We start from the raw sequence: 21,043 nt of genomic DNA, 5'->3' as shown, positions 1-21,043 counted from the left end.
TTGATTACTAAAAGTCGCTATGCGCATTTAAAACATATATGTTTAACAAAAAATTTATATTAATTTTAAAAGACAATCTGGATATACTCCAATAATAATTGTAAGCACGACTGCAAGGAACAGTACAAGTGAATAATTCCACTGCACATTGACACAAGATTCCTCACTATCCCTAAAGTACATCGCAACAACAACCTTTAAGTAGTAATATACGGCAATTGCAGCGTTAACGACGGCTAGCACGAGCAATACAATATGATAGTTCTCCATAACAGAAGAAAACATCATAAATTTACCAATAAATCCGGCAGTCAACGGTATCCCGGCAAGAGATAGCATAGCAACTGTAATTGCAAAGGCGAGCATGGGATTACGTTTACCCAATCCATTGAACGCTTCAAAATGCTCGGAACCGGTCGTCTTTTTGACAAGGATTAATCCCGTAAAAGCAACAATCGTTGCCAGCGAATAAGCAAGACCATACGCAAAGATGCTATTGGCTGACGTGGCACCCACGGCTATAATTGCAAACAACATATAACCTACATGAGAAACACTCGAATAGGCAAGCATTCGTTTGAAAGAAGACTGCATTAACGCTGAAATATTTCCAACAAATAAAGTGAGAATGGCAATCACTAAAAATACGGGTGTCCAAAAATCTTGTAAAGGCAATAGGCTATAACTGAATAAACGCAACAATCCAGCAAAAGATGCTACCTTAACCACCGTACTCATATAACTTGTAATTAAAATCGGAGCCCCTTCGTAAACATCGGGTGTCCAGAAATGAAATGGAACAGCTCCAACTTTGAAAGTCAGCCCTACGATTAGAAATAATATCCCGCCATAAAATAAAGGTGAAATCGACTGAGGATTATTAACAACATATTCTTTCACTTCACTTAGATCAAATGATCCTGTTGCTCCGTATAGGAGGGCAATTCCAAACAAAAGAAAACCGGTAGAAAAAGCACCCATGATAAAATACTTTAGCGCAGCTTCATTTGATGCTTTATCTCTTTTACGTATTCCGACCAAAATATAAAGAGCTACTGACATAATTTCAATGCCTAAAAAGAGCATCGAAAAATTATGATAACTATTTACAAGAACAGCTCCTGTGAGGGAAAATATTAATAGTGAATAATACTCCGCGACTTGTCCTTCTTGGTCAAAATATCCTTTTGAAACAACGAAGATACACAAGGTAACGGCAATACATAAGATTGAAAAAACAATAGCATAATGATCAAAATGAACCATCCCGCTATAAAGAGGACCGCTGGTCGAATTCCAGTCATCCCATAGGAAACCGATAGCGACAAGAAATCCAAGAATAGAAACAGGCAGTAGCATAGATTTTACCTTGAATAAGCCAAGATAAAGGACCACCAATGCTAATATCGAAAGTGTAATTATTGCACCCATACAATTAAATAAATCTATTATCTGCCTAAAAATGTACTTAAAACTTCCACCGAACTTGCAGAAAGGTTCAATAGGAAATTAGGGAATATACCAATGTAAAGAATTAAGGCGGAGACTATCGTTAAAACGACAAGTTCGGTACTTTTCACATCTTCAAATTGCTTCGTTCTTTCGGTAGCTTCCCCTAACATGGTCTTTTGATAAAGTCTAAGGATATAGACTGCCCCAAGAATTAAGGTTAGACCCGCAAAAACAGCAAACCAGAATCCATACTGAAAAACGCCTTTCAGTAGCAAAAATTCACCAACGAATCCATTTGTTAGCGGCAGTCCTACTGCTCCCATACAAATAATCATAAATAAAATGGCCAACCGGGGTGCTCTGCTCGCAATTCCGCCCAATTCCGAAAGACTACGTGTGCGTGTACGCTGCTGTATTATATCTAACACATAAAAAAGCCCGATCACCGAAATACCATGATTTAACATTTGAATGGTTGCTCCACTCAGTCCGTTCGTATTCCACGTAAAGACACCAGCACTAATTAGACCCACGTGGGCTATGGATGAATAGGCAATCAATCGCTTCACGTCATCTTGTTTAATCGCGATGATGGAAGCATACACAATCCCAATCACACATAAGATCATCACGAAATGACCATACAGTGCAACACCAGCCGGCGCAATAGGCAGTAGCCAACGCATTAAACCGTAAACACCCATTTTGAGCATGATACCAGCCAGTAACATTGTACCTGCTGCGGGTGCATTGGTATATGTGTTAGGTTGCCAAGTATGAAAAGGGAAAATAGGAATTTTAATAGCGAAAGCGACAAAGAATGCCCAAAATAACCATCTCTGTGTATTTTCCCCCAAATCTAATGCGATAAACGAGGTCCACTCAAAATCACGGTTAGGTACTTGTTGATAGAGATAAAGAATCGCGATCAGCATCAAAAGACTACCCAAAAAAGTATAGATGAAGAATTTCAAGTTGACACGAATACAATCTCCTTCGCCCCAAAGTGCACAGATAAAGTAGATCGGGATCAAGGCGATTTCCCAACCCACATAAAAGCTAAAGGCATCCAAGGCCATAAATACCAGCAACAATCCTGCTTGCATGAAAGCCATTAGTGCATAGAAGCTTCCTTTATAATCCTTCTTAAAAGTTGTTGCAATAATCAAAGGCATGAGCCCATTGGTCAACAAAACCAGCGGCAGACTGATACCATCAACACCAATATGGAAGTGAATATGCAACGAAGAAATCCATAGCCAATTTTGTTCAAATTGCATCCCTCCATTCGCATCAAAAGCATAAAGGAAGGGAATAGTCAACGCCAAAGATATTAATGATAAAATCAAGGCTATAGACTTTGCAGCATTGGTCTTTAAAAAAGCTAGCATCAACGCGCTTATTAACGGCAATAAAATAAGTAAAAACAAGTTATCCATCGATTACACCAAAATTAAAGACTCAACAATCCATAGATGAAAATGGCAATCACTCCAATTACCATCATCAATAAATAAAAACCAACATTACCATTCTGGAGCAAACGCAATACCTTACCTGTGTCAAAAGTTACTTTACCGGCTCCATTGACAAGGCCATCAATACCACGTTGATCAACTACGTTACCCATGAAAGCCGAAAGCCAATTGATTGGGCGTACGATGATGCTATCATAAAGTTCATCTACGTAAAACTTATTGTAGGAGAGATTAGCCAAGAAACTTCTCGTACCTTCTCCCTCTTCAGGTGACTTTTGTCTTTTAACATATTTATTAAAGGCTAAAGCAACCATAATCAATACACCAACTACCGAAACGGCCATTAATAGGTACTCAGTACTATGTTCCAAATGATGTGTTGCTGGCATTATAGCCTTTCCCTCTGAAAACACCGGTGCCAGAAAATCCTCAAGCCAATGATTACCCCCCAAAACCGCTGGTAAATTGATCACACCCCCTATCACCGAAAGTACAGACAGCACAATGAGTGGTGTGGTCATACTCTTTGGAGATTCATGCAGATGATGCCTTTGCTCTTCCGTACCACGGAAAGTTCCAAAAAATGTCATAAATAACATCCTAAACATATAGAATGCTGTCATTAATGCGCCGATAAACCCTAAACCCCAAAGGACTGGACTTGACGTGAAAGCTCCAGCCAATATTTCGTCTTTGGAGAAGAAACCAGAGAATGGTGGAATCCCTGAAATCGCGATTGTTCCCATCAACATCGTTAAATAAGTAATTGGCATAGCGCTCTTTAGTCCTCCCATTTTACGCATATCTTGTTCCTCACTCATACCATGTATGACAGATCCCGCCCCAAGGAAAAGCAATGCTTTAAAAAAGGCATGTGTCAATACGTGGAAAAATGCTCCTGTAAATGCACCTACACCAAGGCCAAGAAACATATAGCCCAATTGCGAAACGGTGGAATAAGCTAATACTTTCTTTATATCATTTTGTGTTAGTGCAATCGCAGCAGCCAGCAGGGCTGTACAAATAGCGATGACAGTAATAAGTTGTAAGGTGAACGGTGAAAGGATAAATAATATATTGGAACGGGCAATCATATAAATACCCGCAGTAACCATGGTAGCCGCATGGATCAGCGCAGATACCGGTGTTGGTCCAGCCATGGCATCGGGCAACCAAGTAAACAAGGGGATTTGCGCAGATTTACCAGTTGCAGCAATAAACAACAAAATGGTAATGCTAACCACAGTAATATCACCGACAGCGAAGTTCTTGGCCGCTGGAAATACCGTCGAAAATTCTAACGAGCCGAAAGTGCCTAGTATTAAAAATACGGCAAGTAAAAAACCTAAATCACCTATTCTATTCATCACAAATGCTTTTTTTGCTGCATTTGTATAAGAAGTATTTTTATACCAAAAGCCGATCAATAGGTACGAGCATAATCCTACACCTTCCCAGCCTATGAACATGACCAAGTAATTGGAGCCCAACACCAATAACAACATAAAAAAGATAAAGAGATTCAAATAGGAGAAGAACTTACCAAATCCAATATCATGATGCATATAACCAATGGAGTATACATGGATAAGAAAACCGATTCCTGTAACAATCAGAAGCATAATCGCACTAAGCGGGTCTACCAAAAAAGATAATCCTATCTTAAGGTTACCTACGGCAATCCAATCAAATACATGCTGCTCAATGATGCCCGCTTGTCCAGCCTGTCTCGCTTGATATACTTCGGAGAAAAGAATACAGCTACACACAAAAGAAATAAGCACTACAGCACTACCAACAGCACCTATCATACCTTTGGAGAAAGTATTCCTACCCAATCCATTTATTATAAACCCGATTAAGGGCAAAAGGGGAATCAACCAGACTAATTCACTCATCGTATTTATTTCTTAAGTTCTACCAACGCAGTTTATTTAAGGAATCGATATCCACAGATTTCGTATTCCGATATACCATAATAATAATTGCAAGGCCGACGGCAACTTCTGCAGCTGCCAATGCCATGATAAAGAAGACAAAAACCTGCCCGGATGAATCGCCATGCTGCACAGAAAATGCTGCTAAAAGAAGATTCACTGCATTAAGCATCAATTCAATAGACATCATGATAATGATGACGTTACGGCGAATAAGAACACCAATAACACCAATAGCAAAAATAATCGAGCAAAAAATCAAGTAATGATTTATTGGCACCCCTTGCAACTGTTGAATAACTGTTTCCATTAGATTTGTTTAGGTTCTTTCTTAGCTAATAATATCGCTCCGATCATTGCCGTCAATAACAATAGCGACGATAACTCAAAAGGGAGCAAAAATTCGTTAAACAACACTTTCCCCAGATTCTTGACCAATCCGATCTCTGGATTTACGACGGTCAGTGGATTCGAAATATCGAATACACGGTACACGCCGAAAAAAGTCACCAGTAAGCAACAGCCTGCGATAACGCCCATAAATTTGACTAAATTGGATTTCATGGGTTCGGTATCCTTATTCAGGTTGAGCAACATCAGCACGAATAAAAACAAAACCATAATGGCACCCATATACACAATGAAATTCACCACAGCCAAAAACTGCGCATTCAAAAGAATATAATGTATTGTAAATGTGAAAAACGTAATCACCAAATACAATACACTGTGCACAGGATTTTTGGTAAAAATGGTCATCAGCGCAAAGAAAATAGACAAGAAGGCTACAAAATAAAATACTGTCATAATTTCCTGGTTTAGCTCTTTAATTTGGTAATATCAAAAGTCGGTTCAACCAATTTGTCTTTTCCATAGATAAAATCCTTACGGAGATAATCTGCAGTCACATGGGGACCGTCCAAATAGATCGCTTCTTTCGGGCAAGCCTCTTCACATAGGCCACAGAAAATACAGCGCAACATATTGATTTCATATACCGACGCGTATTTTTCTTCACGATAAAGATGTTCTTCACCTTTTTTTCGCTCTGCAGCAGTCATGGTAATCGCCTCCGCAGGACAGGACAAGGCACATAACCCACAAGCAGTACAACGTTCGCGCCCTTCTTCATCACGTTTGAGCGAGTGCTGTCCTCTAAAATTTTTCGAATAAGGTCTTATTTCCTCAGGATATTTAATGGTTGGTATTTTCTTAAAAAAATGCCTTAATGTAATTCGCAAACCTTTTATAATAGCCGGAAAGTAGATTCTTTCGGCGAATGTCATCGGTTTTTGTTCAATTACTTTTTTACGATTGGTTAGTTGCATAAAAAGTCCTTTCTTATGAGAAGTACGTGTCTTTAATCAATGTAAATAAACCTGTAAGTACGATATTGGCAATCGCCAATGGGATCAGCATTTTCCAGCCCAGATTCATCAGTTGATCGTAGCGGAAGCGCGGTAATGTCCAGCGCACCCACATAAAGAAAAAGATAAACAAAAATATCTTGACAAAGAACACAATCACACCGACGATCGTAATCAAATTGGCAGACCATCCCAGATCATTCATAAAAGGGAAATTGTATCCCCCAAAATAGAGTGAAGCCATAAGCGCCGAGGAGACAAACATATTGATATATTCGGAGAACATATAGAGCCCCAATTTCATCGAAGAATACTCCGTATGATAACCACCAACAAGCTCAGTCTCACATTCCGGTAAATCAAAAGGTACTCGGTTACACTCAGCAAAGGCACACACCATAAAAATAATAAAACCTAACGGCTGTGCCCAGATATTCCAATTGACAAAGCCAGACTGCTGCGCAACGATTTCCTTCAGGGAAAGGCTTTGTGTCACCATCAATAAAGCGATTATCGAAAGCCCCATGGCAATTTCATAACTGATGCTCTGTGATGCTGCCCGAATAGCGCCCATCAAAGAAAACTTATTATTCGACGCCCAGCCGCCCAACATAATACCATATACGCCCAATGCTATGACACCAAACATATACAGAATACCGACATTAACATCGGCAACCTGCAAGGAAATTATCCGATCTCCAATCTGTAACTCCTGTCCCCAAGGGATCACGGCGGAACTGATACAGGCTGTTATGATGGCTATAGTCGGACCTACTATAAAAAGTACCTTATGCGCACCTGCAGGAATAATTTCCTCCTTAAAGAAGAACTTCCCCCCGTCGCATAAGGGTTGTAAGATCCCGAAAATACCGGCGCGATCCGGACCATAACGATCCTGCATAAAACCGGCAATTTTACGTTCTGCTAGCGTAGAATACATCGCAATTACCAAAGTAACTACGAAGATAATAAACACCAGTATTAATTTTTCTATGACAAAAGACCACTCCATATTCGTGATTATTTCAATTTTTCTGTTCTAGCTAACTGTTCGCGATTTTTTTCCTGCAGTACAGGATTTTCTTTAACGACTTTAGGTGGATTAAATAACTCGTAGTGATTAGCCGAGATAACCGAATGTGGATCTACTTCTGTTGGTTCCTCCAATATCCAATCACTTGTTTTTTTCTGATCATAGCGGCAGGTATTACAGATAAACTCTTCCACTTCGCCAAATTCATCCTTTCGCGCGGTCACCCGAATAACCTCTTCCCCTTTATACCATAAAGTTACCTTGCCTGAACAAGTGGGGCAATCGCGATGTGCATCAACCGGTTTGGTAAACCATACTCTATTTTTAAATCTGAAGGTTTTATCAGTCAGAGCGCCCACAGGACACACATCAATGACATTCCCAGAAAAATCATTATCGATCACATTTTCGATATAAGTAGAGATCTCTGAATGATCACCTCGTCCTAAGATACCATGTACACGCTGATCGGTCAACTGATTGGCAACATACACACAACGGTAGCATAAGATACAGCGATTCATATGCAATTGGATCTTATCACCCAGATCGATACGTTCAAAAGTACGTCGGTCGAATTCGTAACGCGTATGTGCACTGCCGTGTTCGTAACTAAGATCTTGCAATTTACATTCACCTGCCTGATCACAGATTGGACAGTCCAAAGGATGATTGATCAATAAGATTTCAACAACCCCTTTTCTTGCTTCTATTACTTCAGGAGACGTTATATTTTGCACTTCCATACCGTCCATCACCGTTGTACGGCAAGAAGCAACCAATTTTGGCATAGGTCGAGGATCTTTTTCCGATCCCTTGGATACCTTTACCAAGCAGGTACGGCATTTACCGCCACTTCCCTCCAATTTGGAGTAGTAACACATTGCCGGAGGGACAATATCACCGCCGATCTGTCTCGCAGCATTTAATATGCTTGTCCCAGGAGCAACCTCTACAGGTATACCATCGATGGTGACCTTAAACTTTACATCTTCCGCTTCTGCCATGATATGATTTATTTAGCGTTACAGCTTCTATTATGATACTATTGGTTGTAAAGGATCAGCATAATGCGCCAATCCATAATTTCGTGTCTGCGACTCTTCCGGATGAAGAATGTGCCATTCAAATTCATCCCTAAAGTGCCTTATTGCAGCCGCCACCGGCCATGCTGCAGCATCACCGAGTGGACAGATTGTATTTCCTTCAATTTTTCGCTGGACATCCCATAGCAAATCAATGTCCGACATCGAGCCGTGGCCGCTCTCGATCTTATGCAACACTTTTTCCATCCATCCCGTTCCTTCACGACAGGGCGAACATTGTCCGCAGCTTTCATGATGATAGAAACGTGCAAAATTCCAGGTATTACGCACCACGCATTGATCCTCATCAAATACGATAAAACCGCCAGATCCAAGCATTGTACCGGTCTGGAAGCCGCCATCTGCCAACGACTCATAGGTCATCAATCGACTATTTCCAGCTGCAGTTTTCAAAATTAAGTTGGCCGGTAAAATAGGGACCGAAGAGCCCCCTGCCACAACAGCTTTCAGTCGCTTCCCATTGGCTATACCGCCACAATATTCGTCCGAGTAAATAAACTCTTCCACAGGCAGACCAAGTTCAATTTCATAGACACCTGGTTTTACAATATTTCCGCTCGCAGATATTAATTTTGTTCCTGTACTACGTTCTACACCAATCTTTGCATACTCATCGCCGCCCAAATTTATAATCGGAACTGTCGCTGCGATTGACTCCACATTATTTACCACTGTAGGACAATTATATAAGCCCGCAATCGCGGGAAAAGGAGGTTTAATACGCGGGTTACCGCGCTTTCCTTCCAAGGATTCTAACAAAGCAGTTTCCTCGCCGCAGATATATGCTCCTCCCCCCGGTTGAACGTAGATCTCCAGATCATAACCGGATCCTAAGATATTTTTTCCTAAAAAGCCTTTCTCCTTCGCTTCAGCAATAGCACGCTCTAGGATTCTGATCTGCGGCATCATTTCTCCACGCACATAGATATACGACGTATGAGCCCCCAAAGCGAAGCTGGATACAATCATTCCCTCAATGAGTGCATGCGGAATATGCGTCATTAAATAACGATCCTTGAATGTCCCTGGCTCAGATTCGTCTGCATTACATACCAAATAGCGGGGCACTCCTTCGGGTTTGGCCAAAAAGGACCACTTCATCCCTGTCGGAAACCCAGCTCCTCCACGACCGCGTAATCCCGACTTTTTAACCTCCTCAACAACCTCTTCAGGAGACATGTTCTTTAATACTTTCTCAACAGCAACATAACCACCTTTTTGCCGATAGACCTCAAAGGTATTGATGCCAGGAACATCGATATGAGTCAACAAAAGTTTACGCGCCATATTATTCTGTTTTAGCTTTTAAATTATCAATCAATTCGTCAACTTTATCTTCCGTCAGATTTTCGTAGAATGTATATTCCGGGCCAATCTGTAAGACTGGTCCAAAACCGCAGGCTGCCAAGCATTCGACGCCGCGCCAGGAAAAAAGTCCATCGCTTGTGACCTCCCCTTCTTTCACGCCTAGCTTTTGTTCTAATCGCGCCATAATACGTTCTGCACCAACTAAACAACAAGGCCCTGTGCGACAAATCTCCAGCACGTATTTCCCTTTAGGCTGCAATAGGAACATTGTGTAGAATGTAGCGACTTCATATACCTCGATCGGTAATATATTAAGATACATGGCAATCTTGTCCATCGCATCTGCGCTGACCCAACCATACTCCGCCTGGACCAAATGTAAAATGGGTAATAGGCCTGATTTCTGCTTTCCCTCAGGGTAACGACTGACCACTTCTCCAAACTTGGCCAACAAGTCAGGAGAAAACGTTACATGTTCATTATTTTGTTTTACACTAAGCATCTAGTTCTCCCGCTATAACGTTAAGACTACTCATATTTATTATGGCATCTGAAATCAGCATTCCTGCGCTCATTGGCGCAAATAGTTGATAGTTGACAAAAGAAGGCCTTCTGAAATGAAGACGGTAAGGTGAGCGTCCGCCATCATGAATCAAATAAAATCCAAGTTCACCGTTTGCACCTTCGACGGCATGATAGACATCAGCTTTTGGTGTGTCGACCTCACCCATGACGATTTTGAAATGATAGATTAAGGCCTCCATATTGGTATACACTTGCTCTTTTGGAGGCAAATAGAAATCAGGCACTTCGGCATGGAATACCCCTTTAGGCTCTTTCTCGATTTTGTCCAATGCCTGCTCTATAATCCGAAGAGATTGCCACATTTCGGCATTCCGTACCATAAATCGATCATAGACATCGCCTGTAGTGCCAACAGGCACATCGAAATCAAATTCGTCATAGGAGCAATAAGGATTCTGTACACGCACATCGTAATCTACTCCTGTCGCCCGCAAAATAGGACCTGACCAACTGTAATCCAAAGCTTCTTCTGCCGTTACAGCAGCAACTCCTGAAGTCCGTTCAATAAAAATACGGTTACGAACAAACATTTCTTCAAACTCTTGCAATACAGGAGGATAGCGTTTCAAAAATTCACGTATTTTCTCAAAGGCTATAGCATTGAAATCACGTTCAAATCCTCCAATACGACCGATATTAGTTGTCAAACGAGCGCCACATATCTCTTCAAAGATTTCATAGATAAATTCACGCTCTTGCATAACATATAGAAATCCCGAAAACGCTCCTGTGTCCACACCTAAGATTCCGTTACAAATAATATGATCTGCAATGCGCGCAAGCTCCATAACAATGACACGCATATACTGCACACGCTTAGGAATCTCTATCTTAAGAAGCTTCTCAACAGTCATATGCCAGCCCATGTTATTGATTGGTGCGGAACAATAATTCAGACGGTCTGTCAATGGAGTGATTTGATAAAACGGCCGATGTTCTGCAATTTTTTCAAACGCCCGGTGAATATAACCGATTGTAGACACACCACTCACTATACGCTCACCATCGATCTGAACAACATTTTGAAATACACCATGCGTGGCGGGATGGGTTGGCCCAATATTTAAGGTAATCAACTCATCTTGTGGGTCGTTATCTTCAAAAACGGGTTGATTGGGTGTTATCTTGCTAATAAATTCGCTCATATTGTATACTTTAACGGCCGAAATACAAATCTTTTTTATCTACGCGATTTGGATCTTCCAAAGGATATTCCTTACGCATAGGAAATACCTCCATATCATCAACATTCAAAATTCTTCTCAGATCGGGGTGTCCTATAAAATTGACACCAAAAAAGTCATAAGTTTCACGCTCCATCCAATTCGCACCTTTCCAAACCACAGTCGCAGTTGGAATCTCAGGATTCGGACCTTGTAAAAACACTTTCACCCGTATCCGTATATTATGAACTAGACTATGGATATGATAAACGACAGCAAATTCCTTCTCCAAATGCGGATAATGTACTGCTGTAATATCGGTCAGATGGATAAACTGCAGCTCACTACTCGACTTCAGGAAACGAAGCACTTCGATCAGGTCTTCTTTTTCAACAATGACGGTCAATAGATCGTGAGCATCCGGAATTTCTTGAATCTTTGCGGGAAAATTCTCTTCGAGCTTATCCAATAAAAAACTGTTTTCCATCGTTTATTTATTTGTATGAATTCCGTACTTTTCAAGCAATGCCTTATATTCTGGCGTATTTCTCCGGTTCAAGGATTCATTCTTCACGATGTCCTGCAAACGCAATACTCCATCCAAAATTGCTTCGGGGCGAGGGGGACAACCCGGCACATAAACATCGACCGGTATAATTTCATCGATCCCCTGCAGCACAGAATAAGTATCGAAGATTCCACCGCTAGAGGCACAGGCCCCTACAGCGATTACCCAACGCGGCTCAGCCATCTGCACATACACCTGCCTTAGCACAGGCGCCATCTTCTTTGCAATAGTACCCATGACCAATAGCATATCTGCCTGCCGCGGTGAAAAGCTAGGTCTTTCGGCGCCAAACCTTGCCAAATCATAGGTTGAACCCATTGTAGCCATAAACTCGATACCGCAACAGGATGTGGCGAACGGCAAAGGCCATAACGAGTTGGCTCGCGCCAAGCCGATGGCTTTATCTAAACTCGTCGCAAAAAAACCTGCGCCTTCTACTCCCGGGGGAGCTTGTGCTAATTTTATATCACTCATGAAAAGTCGATTTATAGGTTTAGTATCGTTGGCCAAAAACCAACCATAATGAGGACATCTAGTCCCAGTTTAATGCTTTTTTCTTAATCACATAGATAAAGCCTAATAAAAGCAGTCCCATGAAAATAAACATCTCTATCAAGCCTTGCAATCCCATATCACGAAAGTTTACAGCCCAAGGGTACATAAAAATGACCTCCACATCAAATATCACAAATAGGATGGCCACCAAGAAATATTTGATTGAGAACGGCTGCCTCGCATTTCCGATAACTTCAATCCCTGACTCAAAAGCTCCAAGCTTGTTTTCTGTGCGGACCTTTGGTCCGATAAGATGTGTAATAATTATCGTACTTACTCCAAATCCCACAGCTACTAAAAGCTGTATAAATATCGGCAAGTAGTCTATCGGCATACTATTGGCTTGCTCCATCTCAACTAAAATTTATATTGGTAACTATCTTTAAATATAGAGATTCCATGGTAAAAAACAAAACAAAAAAGGCGTAGATATTACTATCTACGCCTAATTTAGAATGATTTTACTTAAGCTTATTTTAAACCTTCTAAGTAACCTTTAACAGCTTCATTCGCTGGATCTATAGCTAATACTTTTTGGAAACTTTCCTTCGCTTTAGGAAGATCTTGTTTCACGTAATAGTAAAGACCGATATACGTATTTGCGTCTATTAAATAATTCTTATTTTTCTCTTGTGCACCACGTTGATTGATTGTTTCAATCAATTTTTGGAATGAAGCTACGAAATCACCTTTAGGTTGCTCCAGGTTATCTGCTGTTAAAGCAGCAAAAGCTTTGTAATAAAGTGCATTGATCAAATATTTATCTTGCGCTTCTTTATTGTCAGTTGTTTCAATTACTGATAAGAACGTCTGTGCTTTTTGTAAATCAGCTATGGCTTTATCTCTAAGCTCCTGATTAACCACAACTTGCTCCTCGTTTTTACTACCTGCATCTTCTTTAGCACCGATTTGATAGTAAGCTTCACCAGCATAATAATTTGCATCAAACAAATACGTTTTATTATCTGTGTAAGACGCCACTAGTTCAAAAAGAGAGGCCGCCGTCTGCAATTCTTGCTCTTGATATTTAGCAAAAGCCAGCTCTGCAGTTTCGCCCAAAAGCTCTTTGTCTAAATCAATTGCTTTTTTAATATCAGCAATACCTTTTTGAATATTTGCCTCATTCTCAGGCGTCAACACCGGTGCGGCTGTGGCTGTGCTGTCTGCACCACCCTCTACATGTTTTGGACTATTAGCAGCGATTTCAGACATACCCAAATACATATAATCCAATGGAATTACACGATCTTTCTCCATTTTGCTGAACATCTGATTCAAATACTCCAATGCTTTTGGATAATCTTTAGCTTTTTGGAAAGCGATATAACCTAAGTAACGGTAGATTTTTGGATCTACAGAAGGATTTTGCGCTAATTCCTCCGAAACTACCTTCAAATCATCGTACTGACGTGCATATACAAGGAAATCGGCATAGCGGATTTTTGCTTCCAACGAGTTATCGCCAGCAACTTCAAGATATTTCTTATATTGCTCAACACCCTTTTTATTTAACTCAACATATTTCTCATCAGAAGTGCCTGGCAACCTCGACCATTGGTTGTAAGTCTCAGCTAACTCACGATAAGTAGGAGCATAAGTTGGCGTCTCCGCCGCGATAGCTTCTAATTGCGTGATGGCTTCATCAAAAGCTTGTGCACCCCGTACAATTACCGCTTGTCCAACTTTAGCTTGAACCGAATTCGGATCGATATCCGTCGCTTCACCATAGCTAGTATAAGCCAAAGATCCTTCTTTCAAGCCGCGATACGCATCACCTAACGCGATAGGAATAGCAACATCTTTTTTGTTTTTTTCCTTCGCCTGTGTGAGATACTCTAACGCTTTTGCATAATCAGGTTCAGGTGCATTGATATATGCACGACCGATCTCCAACAATGGCTCATAATCCTTTTTACCTAATTTTGCCGTTGCCAAAGCGAATTTAGATTCCGCACTTGCCTTATCCTTTTTCATTAAGTCAACATAACCCAAACCTACATTATTGATTGTAGCCTTTGGATCAGCGGCCAAACCTTGGTTGAAAATCGTAGCGGCAGAATCCGCTCTGTCGTTTACCAAATAAATTTGACCCAAATAGAAATAATTATCTCCATTCTTAGGTTGCTTAGTCACTAACTGTTGAAGGATAGTTTTAGCTTTACCATAATTTTCAGCCTCGATGGCTGCTCTAGCATCTTTCAAACTTTGTGCACTTACTGTGCCCACAGATCCGGCCAATAAAAGACTAAATAATAATTTGCTGTTTGTCATAATCTATTTTTGTACTATTTATTATCTATTTAATATAACTTTCATCTCTAATAATGATCTCACGCCCAGGCATTGTGGCAGGAACCAATCCCGCTTTCAAAACGATTCGCTGTCCGCGATCGCCTGTCAAAAAAGCACTAAAACCCAAACCTAAGCCCATATTTGGCTGATAATTCATAATGTAGACAGGCCTCACAAAAGGGTATACGCCATCAGCTATAGTCGATTGAGATGGTCTATAGAAATTGACCTTTTCACCCCCTTGATCCCTACTTCCGATGCTCAATGTACGAATTTTATCCAATAAATTCGAATTTTTTTCTACAGCTTTCAAATACCAATTGTAGCCAATAACACCCACTGTATTCGCATTATCACTGACGTATTTCATCACTTCCTCACTATCCTTCATTGCTGAAACAGCTTTCGGATCAATTTTGTTTAATTTGAAATAATCTTTCAAATACCGTAGTGTACTCGAATTGGCATTATCAAAGATCAACCGTTGCCCTGCTAAATTACCTTCCAACAAAGACTTAACGTCTTTTTGTGACATAATAGTATCCTTACTATTGCGATTATTGACTAGTACAACTGCATCGGAAGCTATTTGAAAGATTTTCGGCTGAATACCGCGCTTCTGAAAGTAGCTACCTTCCTCGTTTGTCAACTTTCTCGTCAATACAACAACGTAAGCCGAATCAGAAAGCAAAGCATTTACCGCTTTAATCTCGGGCCTAGCGATCAACTCCAAACTTGAATTTGGATAAGAACTTTCAAAAACATCCGCAGATTCTTGGATGATAGGCAACAAAGTCTGATCAACAATAACCGGAAGTTTACCCGTTAGAATATCCTCTCCTTCCTTTGTACTCTTTGTTTTATTTTTGCACGAAACAAATACTCCCATACAGACGCCTAGCATCATAAGAACCATTTTATATTTTCTCATACGATACATCATAAAATAAGACAGTTTAAATAAAGAATAGTTTAACTTTCGAAGAGAGAGTTGGTTAAAACTAAATGAAAGAGGCGCTTAATTAAAATTATTTTGCCAAAGCCGAACAAACCGCATAAATGAATACAGAATCAATACGACGCCAAAAATTGTTTTGTAAGTTGGATTAATTTCAATCGGAAAATTGTCCCAGAATATAATCAAAAGGCCCAAAACAAAATAAAAGCCAAACATAAAAAGTCCTAAAATAGACAGAAACCGCTTCAGAGGCGATTTCTGTCTATAATTTGAACTACTATTTGAATTAAAATTTGTCATTCTAATTTTGAAGGTTCAATCGAATTGGTAAAGTATACGCTACACGAACTGGACGACCATTTTGAATTCCTGGTTTCCATTTCTTCGCTTTCTTAAGCAACCTTACAGCTGCATCACCAGTACCATATTTCAAATCACGTTTGATATTGATGTCTGTCAAGCTACCATCTTTTTCTACGACGAACGATACCTCAACTACACCATTTACACCATTTTCTGTTGCGGCGGCAGGATACTCGTAGTTTGAACCTACCCACGACATAAATGCTTGCATACCACCTACAGGCATTGGTTGGACCTCAATGGCATTAAATGGAAGAATTTCATCTCCATTACCATTAGGATCTCCTTTTTTTGCTCCAGTGATCGCACCATCTTGTTTCTTTGAACCGAATTCACCACGGGCAACCGAAGTACCTGTCGGACTACCTTTCAAGGTAATACGCGCTGGAGTTTTATTTGGATCCTTCAATTCTTCCTGAGAAGCAACTTCTTCTACAACTTTGTTTGCAGGAGCTACTTTAGGTTCAGGGAAACGAACCAAATCTTCTTTCGGTACATCCATGGCCACTTGTTGAGGTTTCTCTTCCGGTTCTTGTGGAAGCGGTTCCTCTTCTGGCGGTTCTGGTGGCTTGATTTCTTCAAGGTCTTCCAACGTAACTTCAGTGACTGCCGGAGGTGCCTCTACAGGCTTCTTCGGGAACAGCTTACTTCCGAAAACGCTAAGGAAACTGGCTATGGCCACAATGCCGATAACGACAAGAAGCCCCCTGTTAGTCGCTTTGGGCGCAAGTTTACGAAGCTCGTAAGCTCCATACTCCCTGTTTCTGCCCTGAAAAACGACGTCAAGCCATTCTTTCTTAAAAATATCTAATTTTGACCCTATCATTTTATTTTAGTTTTATGTGTCAATCTAATAACTAATCATTATAGATATTGTCACGTTTTAACACTTCGACTTCTTCTGGTGTAATCTTTCCGATCATATAGCGTTTAACGTCTACAATTTTCATCTCGTCAAGAATATCAACCAGATTGCGTTGTGTACATTTTTCACTAGGACGTATGATTACAATCATGTCTTTACCGCCTGAAACGCGAGGTACATAAGCCTTTTTCTCCATCAAGACCTTACGGATCCCATCTGCGCCATAACCAGCAACAGTAGGCCCTTCGATCGGATTAGCTACTTGACCATATACCCAAGAGACTTTGTTGTCAGAACCCAATAAAATTGTAAGGGAACGATTATCTGCCGTAAGCAGTTCATCTTTTTGTTCTTCTTTAATTTTATTTTTGTCTGGCATAGCCACATCCATTGCCTGCGGTTTATTTAAGGACGTGGTCAACATGAAGAAGGTGATCAACAAGAAGGCCAGATCCACCATGGCTGTAAGGTCTACCTTACCCCCATTTTTTTTGGATCTTACTTTCCCGCCTTTTCCTTTTTTACCACTATCCTGATTTAATTCTGCCATCGTTTGTTCTTATTAAATCGTCAATTATTTGTCCTCAGCACGCATGCCCGTTATGAAACTAAATTTGTTTTGCTTTTGATTACGCAATGTTTCAATAACTAAATTAACCGAAGGATATTTTTCATTCGCATCTGCTTTGATAGCCATCTTCAAAGGTCCAGGATGCACGAAATTTTTATCCGATGCTTCTTTTTCCTTATTCACTTCTTCAGCTGCGAGGCGAGTATTTTGAACCCAATAATACAACTCATTTGAAGTGTTTTCAGTACTATCAATAGGAATACCAGTTTGCACGCCTTTTTCTGTACGCTTACTTCCGTCTAAGGCCAATAACCCTTTCAATTTAGACATTGGTACACCAAAGTTTTCCATCAATTTGAAACGATCGTAATCTTCTTGCGAAAAGCCAACGCCATACTTTGCTGACATTCTTTCTAGTGCTTTTACACGAACTTGTTGATCAGTCGTACCGAAGAAAACTTTACCTTGATCGCCTATTGTGATCATACCTACATTTGAATCAGGTAACTTATCTTTCGTAGTCGATGCTGGGGTATCCACCGTCAATGCTTCCGGTTGGCGCGCTGTCGCCGTTAAGACGAAGAACGTAAGCAGCAAGAACGATACGTCACACATCGCTGTCATGTCGATCGACGTACTGGCTCTTTTTACTTTTGCTTTACCCATTTTAAATTCTTCTTTTTAAATTAAAAACTCAATCTTCTATCCTATGATGATTTTAATATTTGATTTCCATAAAATAAATTTAAAAAAATCAAATATTTTCATCATAGTTCTTATTTGTGGTTTGCAGCGTATGTTTGTACGATTGAGAAACCAGCTTCGTCGATAGAGTAAGTTAATTTATCGATTTTTGCAGTAAAGATGTTATACAATACGATAGCGAATGTTGATGTCGCGATACCAGTTGCTGTATTGATCAAGGCCTCAGAGATACCGTTCGCCAATTTAGCTGAATCTGGAGCACCGCCTGTTGCCAATGCCGAGAAGGCTTTGATCATACCTGTTACCGTACCCAATAGACCACATAATGTACCGATAGAAACTAATGTAGCGATAACGTTTAAGTTTTTCTCTAACATAGGCATTTCCAATGCAGTTGTTTCTTCGATTTCTTTTTGGATTGCAATAGCCGCTTTTTCAGTGTTCACTTCAGGATCTACGGATACTGATTTGTACTTCAATAAACCAGCTTTCACAACGTTTGCTACTGAACCTTTTTGTTTGTCACACTCAGCAATAGCTGAATCGATGTTTCCACCATTAATCAACGTTTGGATTTTACGAACAAAGTTTCCAACGTTTCCAGTACCAGAAGCTTTGTTGATAACGATAAAACGTTCTACCGAGAAAACCCATACCATTAAGAATAAACCAAGCAAAACAGGTACGATAGCCCCAGCATGGTAAACCATTCCTAAATAGTTACCTGGGTTAGGAGCATTTTCTGGATTGTTATCAACGAAGTTAGTTGGATTACCCATCACAAATTTCCATACACAGAAACCCACGATGAAACAGATGATGATTGCAGCTTGAGCAAAGAAAGATCCTCCGTTGTTGCTCTCTTGTTTTGCAGCAGTTTTAGGTGCGTTTGCCATTTTTCTAATTTTTAGTTTTTTACTGTTGTTTAAATATATAATGTTGTTTAAATTATATGTACTCCTATTCGCTTTTGAAATCAATTTGCAAAGCAAATTTAATATTTAATGTCAAATTTAAAATATTCCTCTTAAATATGTAAAAAAAATCAAATTTGTTTTTTTAAACTGAAACACCGTTAATGTGTGTTATTTTTCTCAGCAGCTCCCGTTATATAATCATTGTTTCTCATTGCTAAATCGCTTATTCGCAATAATTATTTTACAATGAAAGCCATTTTTTTTTTGATATGCAAGAAAATCAAAGATTTTAAATTACAAAAAGTAAGTGATTACTCATATTATCAAACAAACACACAGGTTACACACAAACCATACTTGCCTAATAAACAATTCATTAGATTTAATCTGAATATTCTCGCAATACTTGTTTAACCACCCACTAATTTTACGCGATATCCCTCTTTAAGTAACAACTCGTAGATCTTTTGTTTAAACTCCCCCTGGATGATGATCTCGCCATCCTTTACGGTTCCGCCCACTCCGCACTTCTGTTTCAACAATTTACCTAAAATTTCCAGGTCTTCGGTTTTTCCTACAAACCCTGTGATCAACGTAACAACTTTTCCTTTCCGCATTTTGCGATCAAGCTGTACTTTCAAGTTTTGCTGATTCGTTGGTAAAGTATCCTGTTCCTGAAAAAAATCAGATAATTGATAATTGAAGCTATCATCTGTGGAATAGACAACCCCTTCATAAGACTGTTTTTTATTTTTACTCATGATCTTAGCAAATTATTTTTAAGGCTTTTGGCATAATGGAAATATCCAGTTTATCTCCCAGTTCGATTGGTTCCCCATCGACGTGTACTGGTGAAATCTTATCCACCTCAATCCGTATATTCTTCCCAGGAATGATCTCTACATAACTGGATTGATCTGCCGATTTGTTAAACAGATGAAAAATCATCTTTGGCAATATATAAAGTGGGAATTTGTGCACAATACAGACATCTAAAATACCATCATTCACTGAAGCCTGCGGCGCAATATAGGCGTTATTTCCATATTGAGGAGAATTCGCTACACTGATCATAAAAGCCTGTCTTTCGTACACTTTTCCATCGATGGTTAATTTGTAATGTGCGGGTTGATATTTACTGAGCACATTAAACACTGATTTCATGTATCCCAACGGTCCACGAATATTTTCATTAGCAAAATTTTCGCTCACGGATGCATCGAATCCCAAACCAGCAATATTAAAAAATCTTCTTTCATTGATAACACCACAGTCCACCTCGATTGATTCAAAACGATTAATCCGGCGGATAGCTGCAGCTTCATTCATAGGTACGCCCAAGTAAAGCGCCAAACCGTTGCCCGAACCCTCAGGAATAATCCCCAATGGAATTCCAGACCCAACCAAAGCTGATCCCAATTCATTGATTGTTCCATCGCCTCCCACGGCTATAACCGCATCATATCCTTCTTCAATGGCTTTCAACCCAATTTCATAGGCATGATTCGGTCTAGCTGTCTGTTGAAAAGTAGGATCAAATTTTTGTAGATCAAGCACATCTAACACCTGCTTTTTAAAAGATGTTTTGTGCTTTCCTCCTGAAATCGGATTAATAACAAACAATATTTGTTTACGTTCTGACATATCCCAAAGATAGCGGAAATTACGAATTTCTTAAAATAATGTAATCTTTGTGCATCTTAAAGTATGTGACTATACTTTTTAAATTAAAATATAAATTTGATTTTAAATAATCCTTAAAGTATTGTAGCTTTGTCGCATAAAAAATAGAATGTGGACTGATTTGCGTGCTGTTG

22 protein-coding genes are annotated in these 21,043 nt (G+C 39.8%); all 22 read right to left on the bottom strand.

Annotated features, from left to right (window positions below):
* Nucleotides 1–54 precede the first annotated feature (54 nt).
* The 22 genes from B2W36_RS19155 to B2W36_RS19050 all read right to left on the bottom strand — a co-directional run bounded on the left by B2W36_RS19155 (nt 55) and on the right by B2W36_RS19050 (nt 20,870).
* Nucleotides 55–1,431, bottom strand: coding sequence for an NADH-quinone oxidoreductase subunit N (locus B2W36_RS19155; protein WP_293885221.1), 1,377 nt, complete (start codon nt 1,429–1,431; stop codon nt 55–57).
* A gap of 17 nt (nt 1,432–1,448) precedes the next feature.
* Nucleotides 1,449–2,891: a complex I subunit 4 family protein gene (locus B2W36_RS19150; protein WP_293889242.1), complete on the bottom strand. Its 1,443-nt coding sequence runs from the start codon at nt 2,889–2,891 to the stop codon at nt 1,449–1,451.
* A 14-nt stretch (nt 2,892–2,905) separates the two neighbouring features.
* Complete coding sequence (gene nuoL, locus B2W36_RS19145; protein WP_293889240.1) at nt 2,906–4,828, bottom strand: NADH-quinone oxidoreductase subunit L; 1,923 nt, start codon at nt 4,826–4,828, stop codon at nt 2,906–2,908.
* 19 nt (nt 4,829–4,847) lie between these two features.
* Nucleotides 4,848–5,177 carry an NADH-quinone oxidoreductase subunit NuoK gene (gene nuoK, locus B2W36_RS19140; protein WP_293885225.1) on the bottom strand — a complete coding sequence of 110 codons (330 nt, stop codon included), beginning with the start codon at nt 5,175–5,177 and terminating at the stop codon, nt 4,848–4,850.
* On the bottom strand, nt 5,177–5,674 hold the full coding sequence (locus B2W36_RS19135) for an NADH-quinone oxidoreductase subunit J (protein ID WP_209578303.1): 498 nt from the start codon (nt 5,672–5,674) through the stop codon (nt 5,177–5,179). Before B2W36_RS19135 ends, nuoK begins: the two co-directional genes overlap by 1 nt.
* 11 nt (nt 5,675–5,685) lie before the next feature.
* Nucleotides 5,686–6,195, bottom strand: coding sequence for a NuoI/complex I 23 kDa subunit family protein (locus B2W36_RS19130; protein ID WP_209578302.1), 510 nt, complete (start codon nt 6,193–6,195; stop codon nt 5,686–5,688).
* Nucleotides 6,196–6,208: 13 nt separating this feature from the next.
* Nucleotides 6,209–7,249 carry an NADH-quinone oxidoreductase subunit NuoH gene (gene nuoH / locus B2W36_RS19125; RefSeq protein ID WP_293885227.1) on the bottom strand — a complete coding sequence of 347 codons (1,041 nt, stop codon included), beginning with the start codon at nt 7,247–7,249 and terminating at the stop codon, nt 6,209–6,211.
* An 8-nt stretch (nt 7,250–7,257) separates the two neighbouring features.
* Nucleotides 7,258–8,277 (bottom strand): 2Fe-2S iron-sulfur cluster-binding protein, encoded by a 1,020-nt coding sequence (locus B2W36_RS19120; protein WP_293885229.1) that lies wholly within the window; start codon nt 8,275–8,277, stop codon nt 7,258–7,260.
* 30 nt (nt 8,278–8,307) lie between these two features.
* Nucleotides 8,308–9,663 carry an NADH-quinone oxidoreductase subunit NuoF gene (nuoF, locus tag B2W36_RS19115; RefSeq protein ID WP_293889238.1) on the bottom strand — a complete coding sequence of 452 codons (1,356 nt, stop codon included), beginning with the start codon at nt 9,661–9,663 and terminating at the stop codon, nt 8,308–8,310.
* 1 nt (nt 9,664) lies between these two features.
* A complete protein-coding gene (nuoE, locus tag B2W36_RS19110) occupies nt 9,665–10,186 on the bottom strand; it encodes a complex I 24 kDa subunit family protein (protein WP_293885232.1) in 522 nt (173 codons plus the stop codon).
* Nucleotides 10,179–11,414 carry an NADH-quinone oxidoreductase subunit D gene (locus B2W36_RS19105; RefSeq protein ID WP_293889236.1) on the bottom strand — a complete coding sequence of 412 codons (1,236 nt, stop codon included), beginning with the start codon at nt 11,412–11,414 and terminating at the stop codon, nt 10,179–10,181. Before B2W36_RS19105 ends, nuoE begins: the two co-directional genes overlap by 8 nt.
* Nucleotides 11,415–11,424: 10 nt before the next feature.
* The gene (locus tag B2W36_RS19100; RefSeq protein ID WP_293889234.1) at nt 11,425–11,919 is read right to left on the bottom strand and encodes an NADH-quinone oxidoreductase subunit C; all 495 of its coding nucleotides are present in this window, start codon (nt 11,917–11,919) and stop codon (nt 11,425–11,427) included.
* A gap of 3 nt (nt 11,920–11,922) precedes the next feature.
* The gene (locus B2W36_RS19095; protein ID WP_293885237.1) at nt 11,923–12,474 is read right to left on the bottom strand and encodes an NADH-quinone oxidoreductase subunit B; all 552 of its coding nucleotides are present in this window, start codon (nt 12,472–12,474) and stop codon (nt 11,923–11,925) included.
* 58 nt (nt 12,475–12,532) lie between these two features.
* The gene (locus tag B2W36_RS19090) at nt 12,533–12,907 is read right to left on the bottom strand and encodes an NADH-quinone oxidoreductase subunit A (RefSeq protein ID WP_209578296.1); all 375 of its coding nucleotides are present in this window, start codon (nt 12,905–12,907) and stop codon (nt 12,533–12,535) included.
* A gap of 119 nt (nt 12,908–13,026) precedes the next feature.
* Nucleotides 13,027–14,826, bottom strand: coding sequence for a tetratricopeptide repeat protein (locus B2W36_RS19085; protein WP_293885239.1), 1,800 nt, complete (start codon nt 14,824–14,826; stop codon nt 13,027–13,029).
* A gap of 25 nt (nt 14,827–14,851) precedes the next feature.
* Nucleotides 14,852–15,778, bottom strand: a complete 927-nt coding sequence (locus tag B2W36_RS19080; RefSeq protein ID WP_293889232.1) for a PstS family phosphate ABC transporter substrate-binding protein — start codon at nt 15,776–15,778, stop codon at nt 14,852–14,854.
* 328 nt (nt 15,779–16,106) lie between these two features.
* The gene (locus tag B2W36_RS19075; RefSeq protein WP_209578293.1) at nt 16,107–16,994 is read right to left on the bottom strand and encodes an energy transducer TonB; all 888 of its coding nucleotides are present in this window, start codon (nt 16,992–16,994) and stop codon (nt 16,107–16,109) included.
* Between the two features lie 31 nt (nt 16,995–17,025).
* The gene (locus B2W36_RS19070) at nt 17,026–17,583 is read right to left on the bottom strand and encodes an ExbD/TolR family protein (RefSeq protein WP_209578292.1); all 558 of its coding nucleotides are present in this window, start codon (nt 17,581–17,583) and stop codon (nt 17,026–17,028) included.
* A gap of 24 nt (nt 17,584–17,607) precedes the next feature.
* Nucleotides 17,608–18,270 carry an ExbD/TolR family protein gene (locus tag B2W36_RS19065; protein ID WP_209578291.1) on the bottom strand — a complete coding sequence of 221 codons (663 nt, stop codon included), beginning with the start codon at nt 18,268–18,270 and terminating at the stop codon, nt 17,608–17,610.
* 110 nt (nt 18,271–18,380) lie between these two features.
* Nucleotides 18,381–19,205 carry a MotA/TolQ/ExbB proton channel family protein gene (locus tag B2W36_RS19060; RefSeq protein WP_209578290.1) on the bottom strand — a complete coding sequence of 275 codons (825 nt, stop codon included), beginning with the start codon at nt 19,203–19,205 and terminating at the stop codon, nt 18,381–18,383.
* 431 nt (nt 19,206–19,636) lie between these two features.
* On the bottom strand, nt 19,637–19,987 hold the full coding sequence (locus tag B2W36_RS19055) for a translation initiation factor (protein WP_293885243.1): 351 nt from the start codon (nt 19,985–19,987) through the stop codon (nt 19,637–19,639).
* A 4-nt stretch (nt 19,988–19,991) separates the two neighbouring features.
* Nucleotides 19,992–20,870 (bottom strand): diacylglycerol/lipid kinase family protein, encoded by an 879-nt coding sequence (locus tag B2W36_RS19050; RefSeq protein WP_293885244.1) that lies wholly within the window; start codon nt 20,868–20,870, stop codon nt 19,992–19,994.
* Between the last annotated feature and the right edge of the window lie 173 nt (nt 20,871–21,043).

Origin of the sequence: Sphingobacterium sp. UBA3549 (genome assembly GCF_002376635.1) — a bacterium.
Classification (GTDB): Bacteria; Bacteroidota; Bacteroidia; order Sphingobacteriales; family Sphingobacteriaceae; genus Sphingobacterium.
This window is presented reverse-complemented; position numbering and strand designations above follow the sequence as displayed.

Excerpts from the sequence above, each read along its gene's own strand:
- B2W36_RS19155 (WP_293885221.1), bottom strand. The coding sequence starts at position 1,431 with ATGGGTGCAATAATTACACTTTCGATATTAGCATTGGTGGTCCTTTAT.
- nuoE (WP_293885232.1), bottom strand. The coding sequence starts at position 10,186 with ATGCTTAGTGTAAAACAAAATAATGAACATGTAACGTTTTCTCCTGAC.
- B2W36_RS19135 (WP_209578303.1), bottom strand. The coding sequence starts at position 5,674 with ATGACAGTATTTTATTTTGTAGCCTTCTTGTCTATTTTCTTTGCGCTG.
- B2W36_RS19065 (WP_209578291.1), bottom strand. The coding sequence starts at position 18,270 with ATGGGTAAAGCAAAAGTAAAAAGAGCCAGTACGTCGATCGACATGACA.
- B2W36_RS19070 (WP_209578292.1), bottom strand. The coding sequence starts at position 17,583 with ATGGCAGAATTAAATCAGGATAGTGGTAAAAAAGGAAAAGGCGGGAAA.
- nuoH (WP_293885227.1), bottom strand. The coding sequence starts at position 7,249 with ATGGAGTGGTCTTTTGTCATAGAAAAATTAATACTGGTGTTTATTATC.
- B2W36_RS19080 (WP_293889232.1), bottom strand. The coding sequence starts at position 15,778 with ATGAGAAAATATAAAATGGTTCTTATGATGCTAGGCGTCTGTATGGGA.
- B2W36_RS19100 (WP_293889234.1), bottom strand. The coding sequence starts at position 11,919 with ATGGAAAACAGTTTTTTATTGGATAAGCTCGAAGAGAATTTTCCCGCA.
- B2W36_RS19075 (WP_209578293.1), bottom strand. The coding sequence starts at position 16,994 with ATGATAGGGTCAAAATTAGATATTTTTAAGAAAGAATGGCTTGACGTC.
- nuoF (WP_293889238.1), bottom strand. The coding sequence starts at position 9,663 with ATGGCGCGTAAACTTTTGTTGACTCATATCGATGTTCCTGGCATCAAT.
- B2W36_RS19055 (WP_293885243.1), bottom strand. The coding sequence starts at position 19,987 with ATGAGTAAAAATAAAAAACAGTCTTATGAAGGGGTTGTCTATTCCACA.
- B2W36_RS19050 (WP_293885244.1), bottom strand. The coding sequence starts at position 20,870 with ATGTCAGAACGTAAACAAATATTGTTTGTTATTAATCCGATTTCAGGA.
- B2W36_RS19095 (WP_293885237.1), bottom strand. The coding sequence starts at position 12,474 with ATGAGTGATATAAAATTAGCACAAGCTCCCCCGGGAGTAGAAGGCGCA.
- B2W36_RS19060 (WP_209578290.1), bottom strand. The coding sequence starts at position 19,205 with ATGGCAAACGCACCTAAAACTGCTGCAAAACAAGAGAGCAACAACGGA.
- B2W36_RS19120 (WP_293885229.1), bottom strand. The coding sequence starts at position 8,277 with ATGGCAGAAGCGGAAGATGTAAAGTTTAAGGTCACCATCGATGGTATA.
- B2W36_RS19105 (WP_293889236.1), bottom strand. The coding sequence starts at position 11,414 with ATGAGCGAATTTATTAGCAAGATAACACCCAATCAACCCGTTTTTGAA.
- B2W36_RS19090 (WP_209578296.1), bottom strand. The coding sequence starts at position 12,907 with ATGGAGCAAGCCAATAGTATGCCGATAGACTACTTGCCGATATTTATA.
- B2W36_RS19130 (WP_209578302.1), bottom strand. The coding sequence starts at position 6,195 with ATGCAACTAACCAATCGTAAAAAAGTAATTGAACAAAAACCGATGACA.
- B2W36_RS19085 (WP_293885239.1), bottom strand. The coding sequence starts at position 14,826 with ATGACAAACAGCAAATTATTATTTAGTCTTTTATTGGCCGGATCTGTG.
- B2W36_RS19150 (WP_293889242.1), bottom strand. The coding sequence starts at position 2,891 with ATGGATAACTTGTTTTTACTTATTTTATTGCCGTTAATAAGCGCGTTG.
- nuoK (WP_293885225.1), bottom strand. The coding sequence starts at position 5,177 with ATGGAAACAGTTATTCAACAGTTGCAAGGGGTGCCAATAAATCATTAC.
- nuoL (WP_293889240.1), bottom strand. The coding sequence starts at position 4,828 with ATGAGTGAATTAGTCTGGTTGATTCCCCTTTTGCCCTTAATCGGGTTT.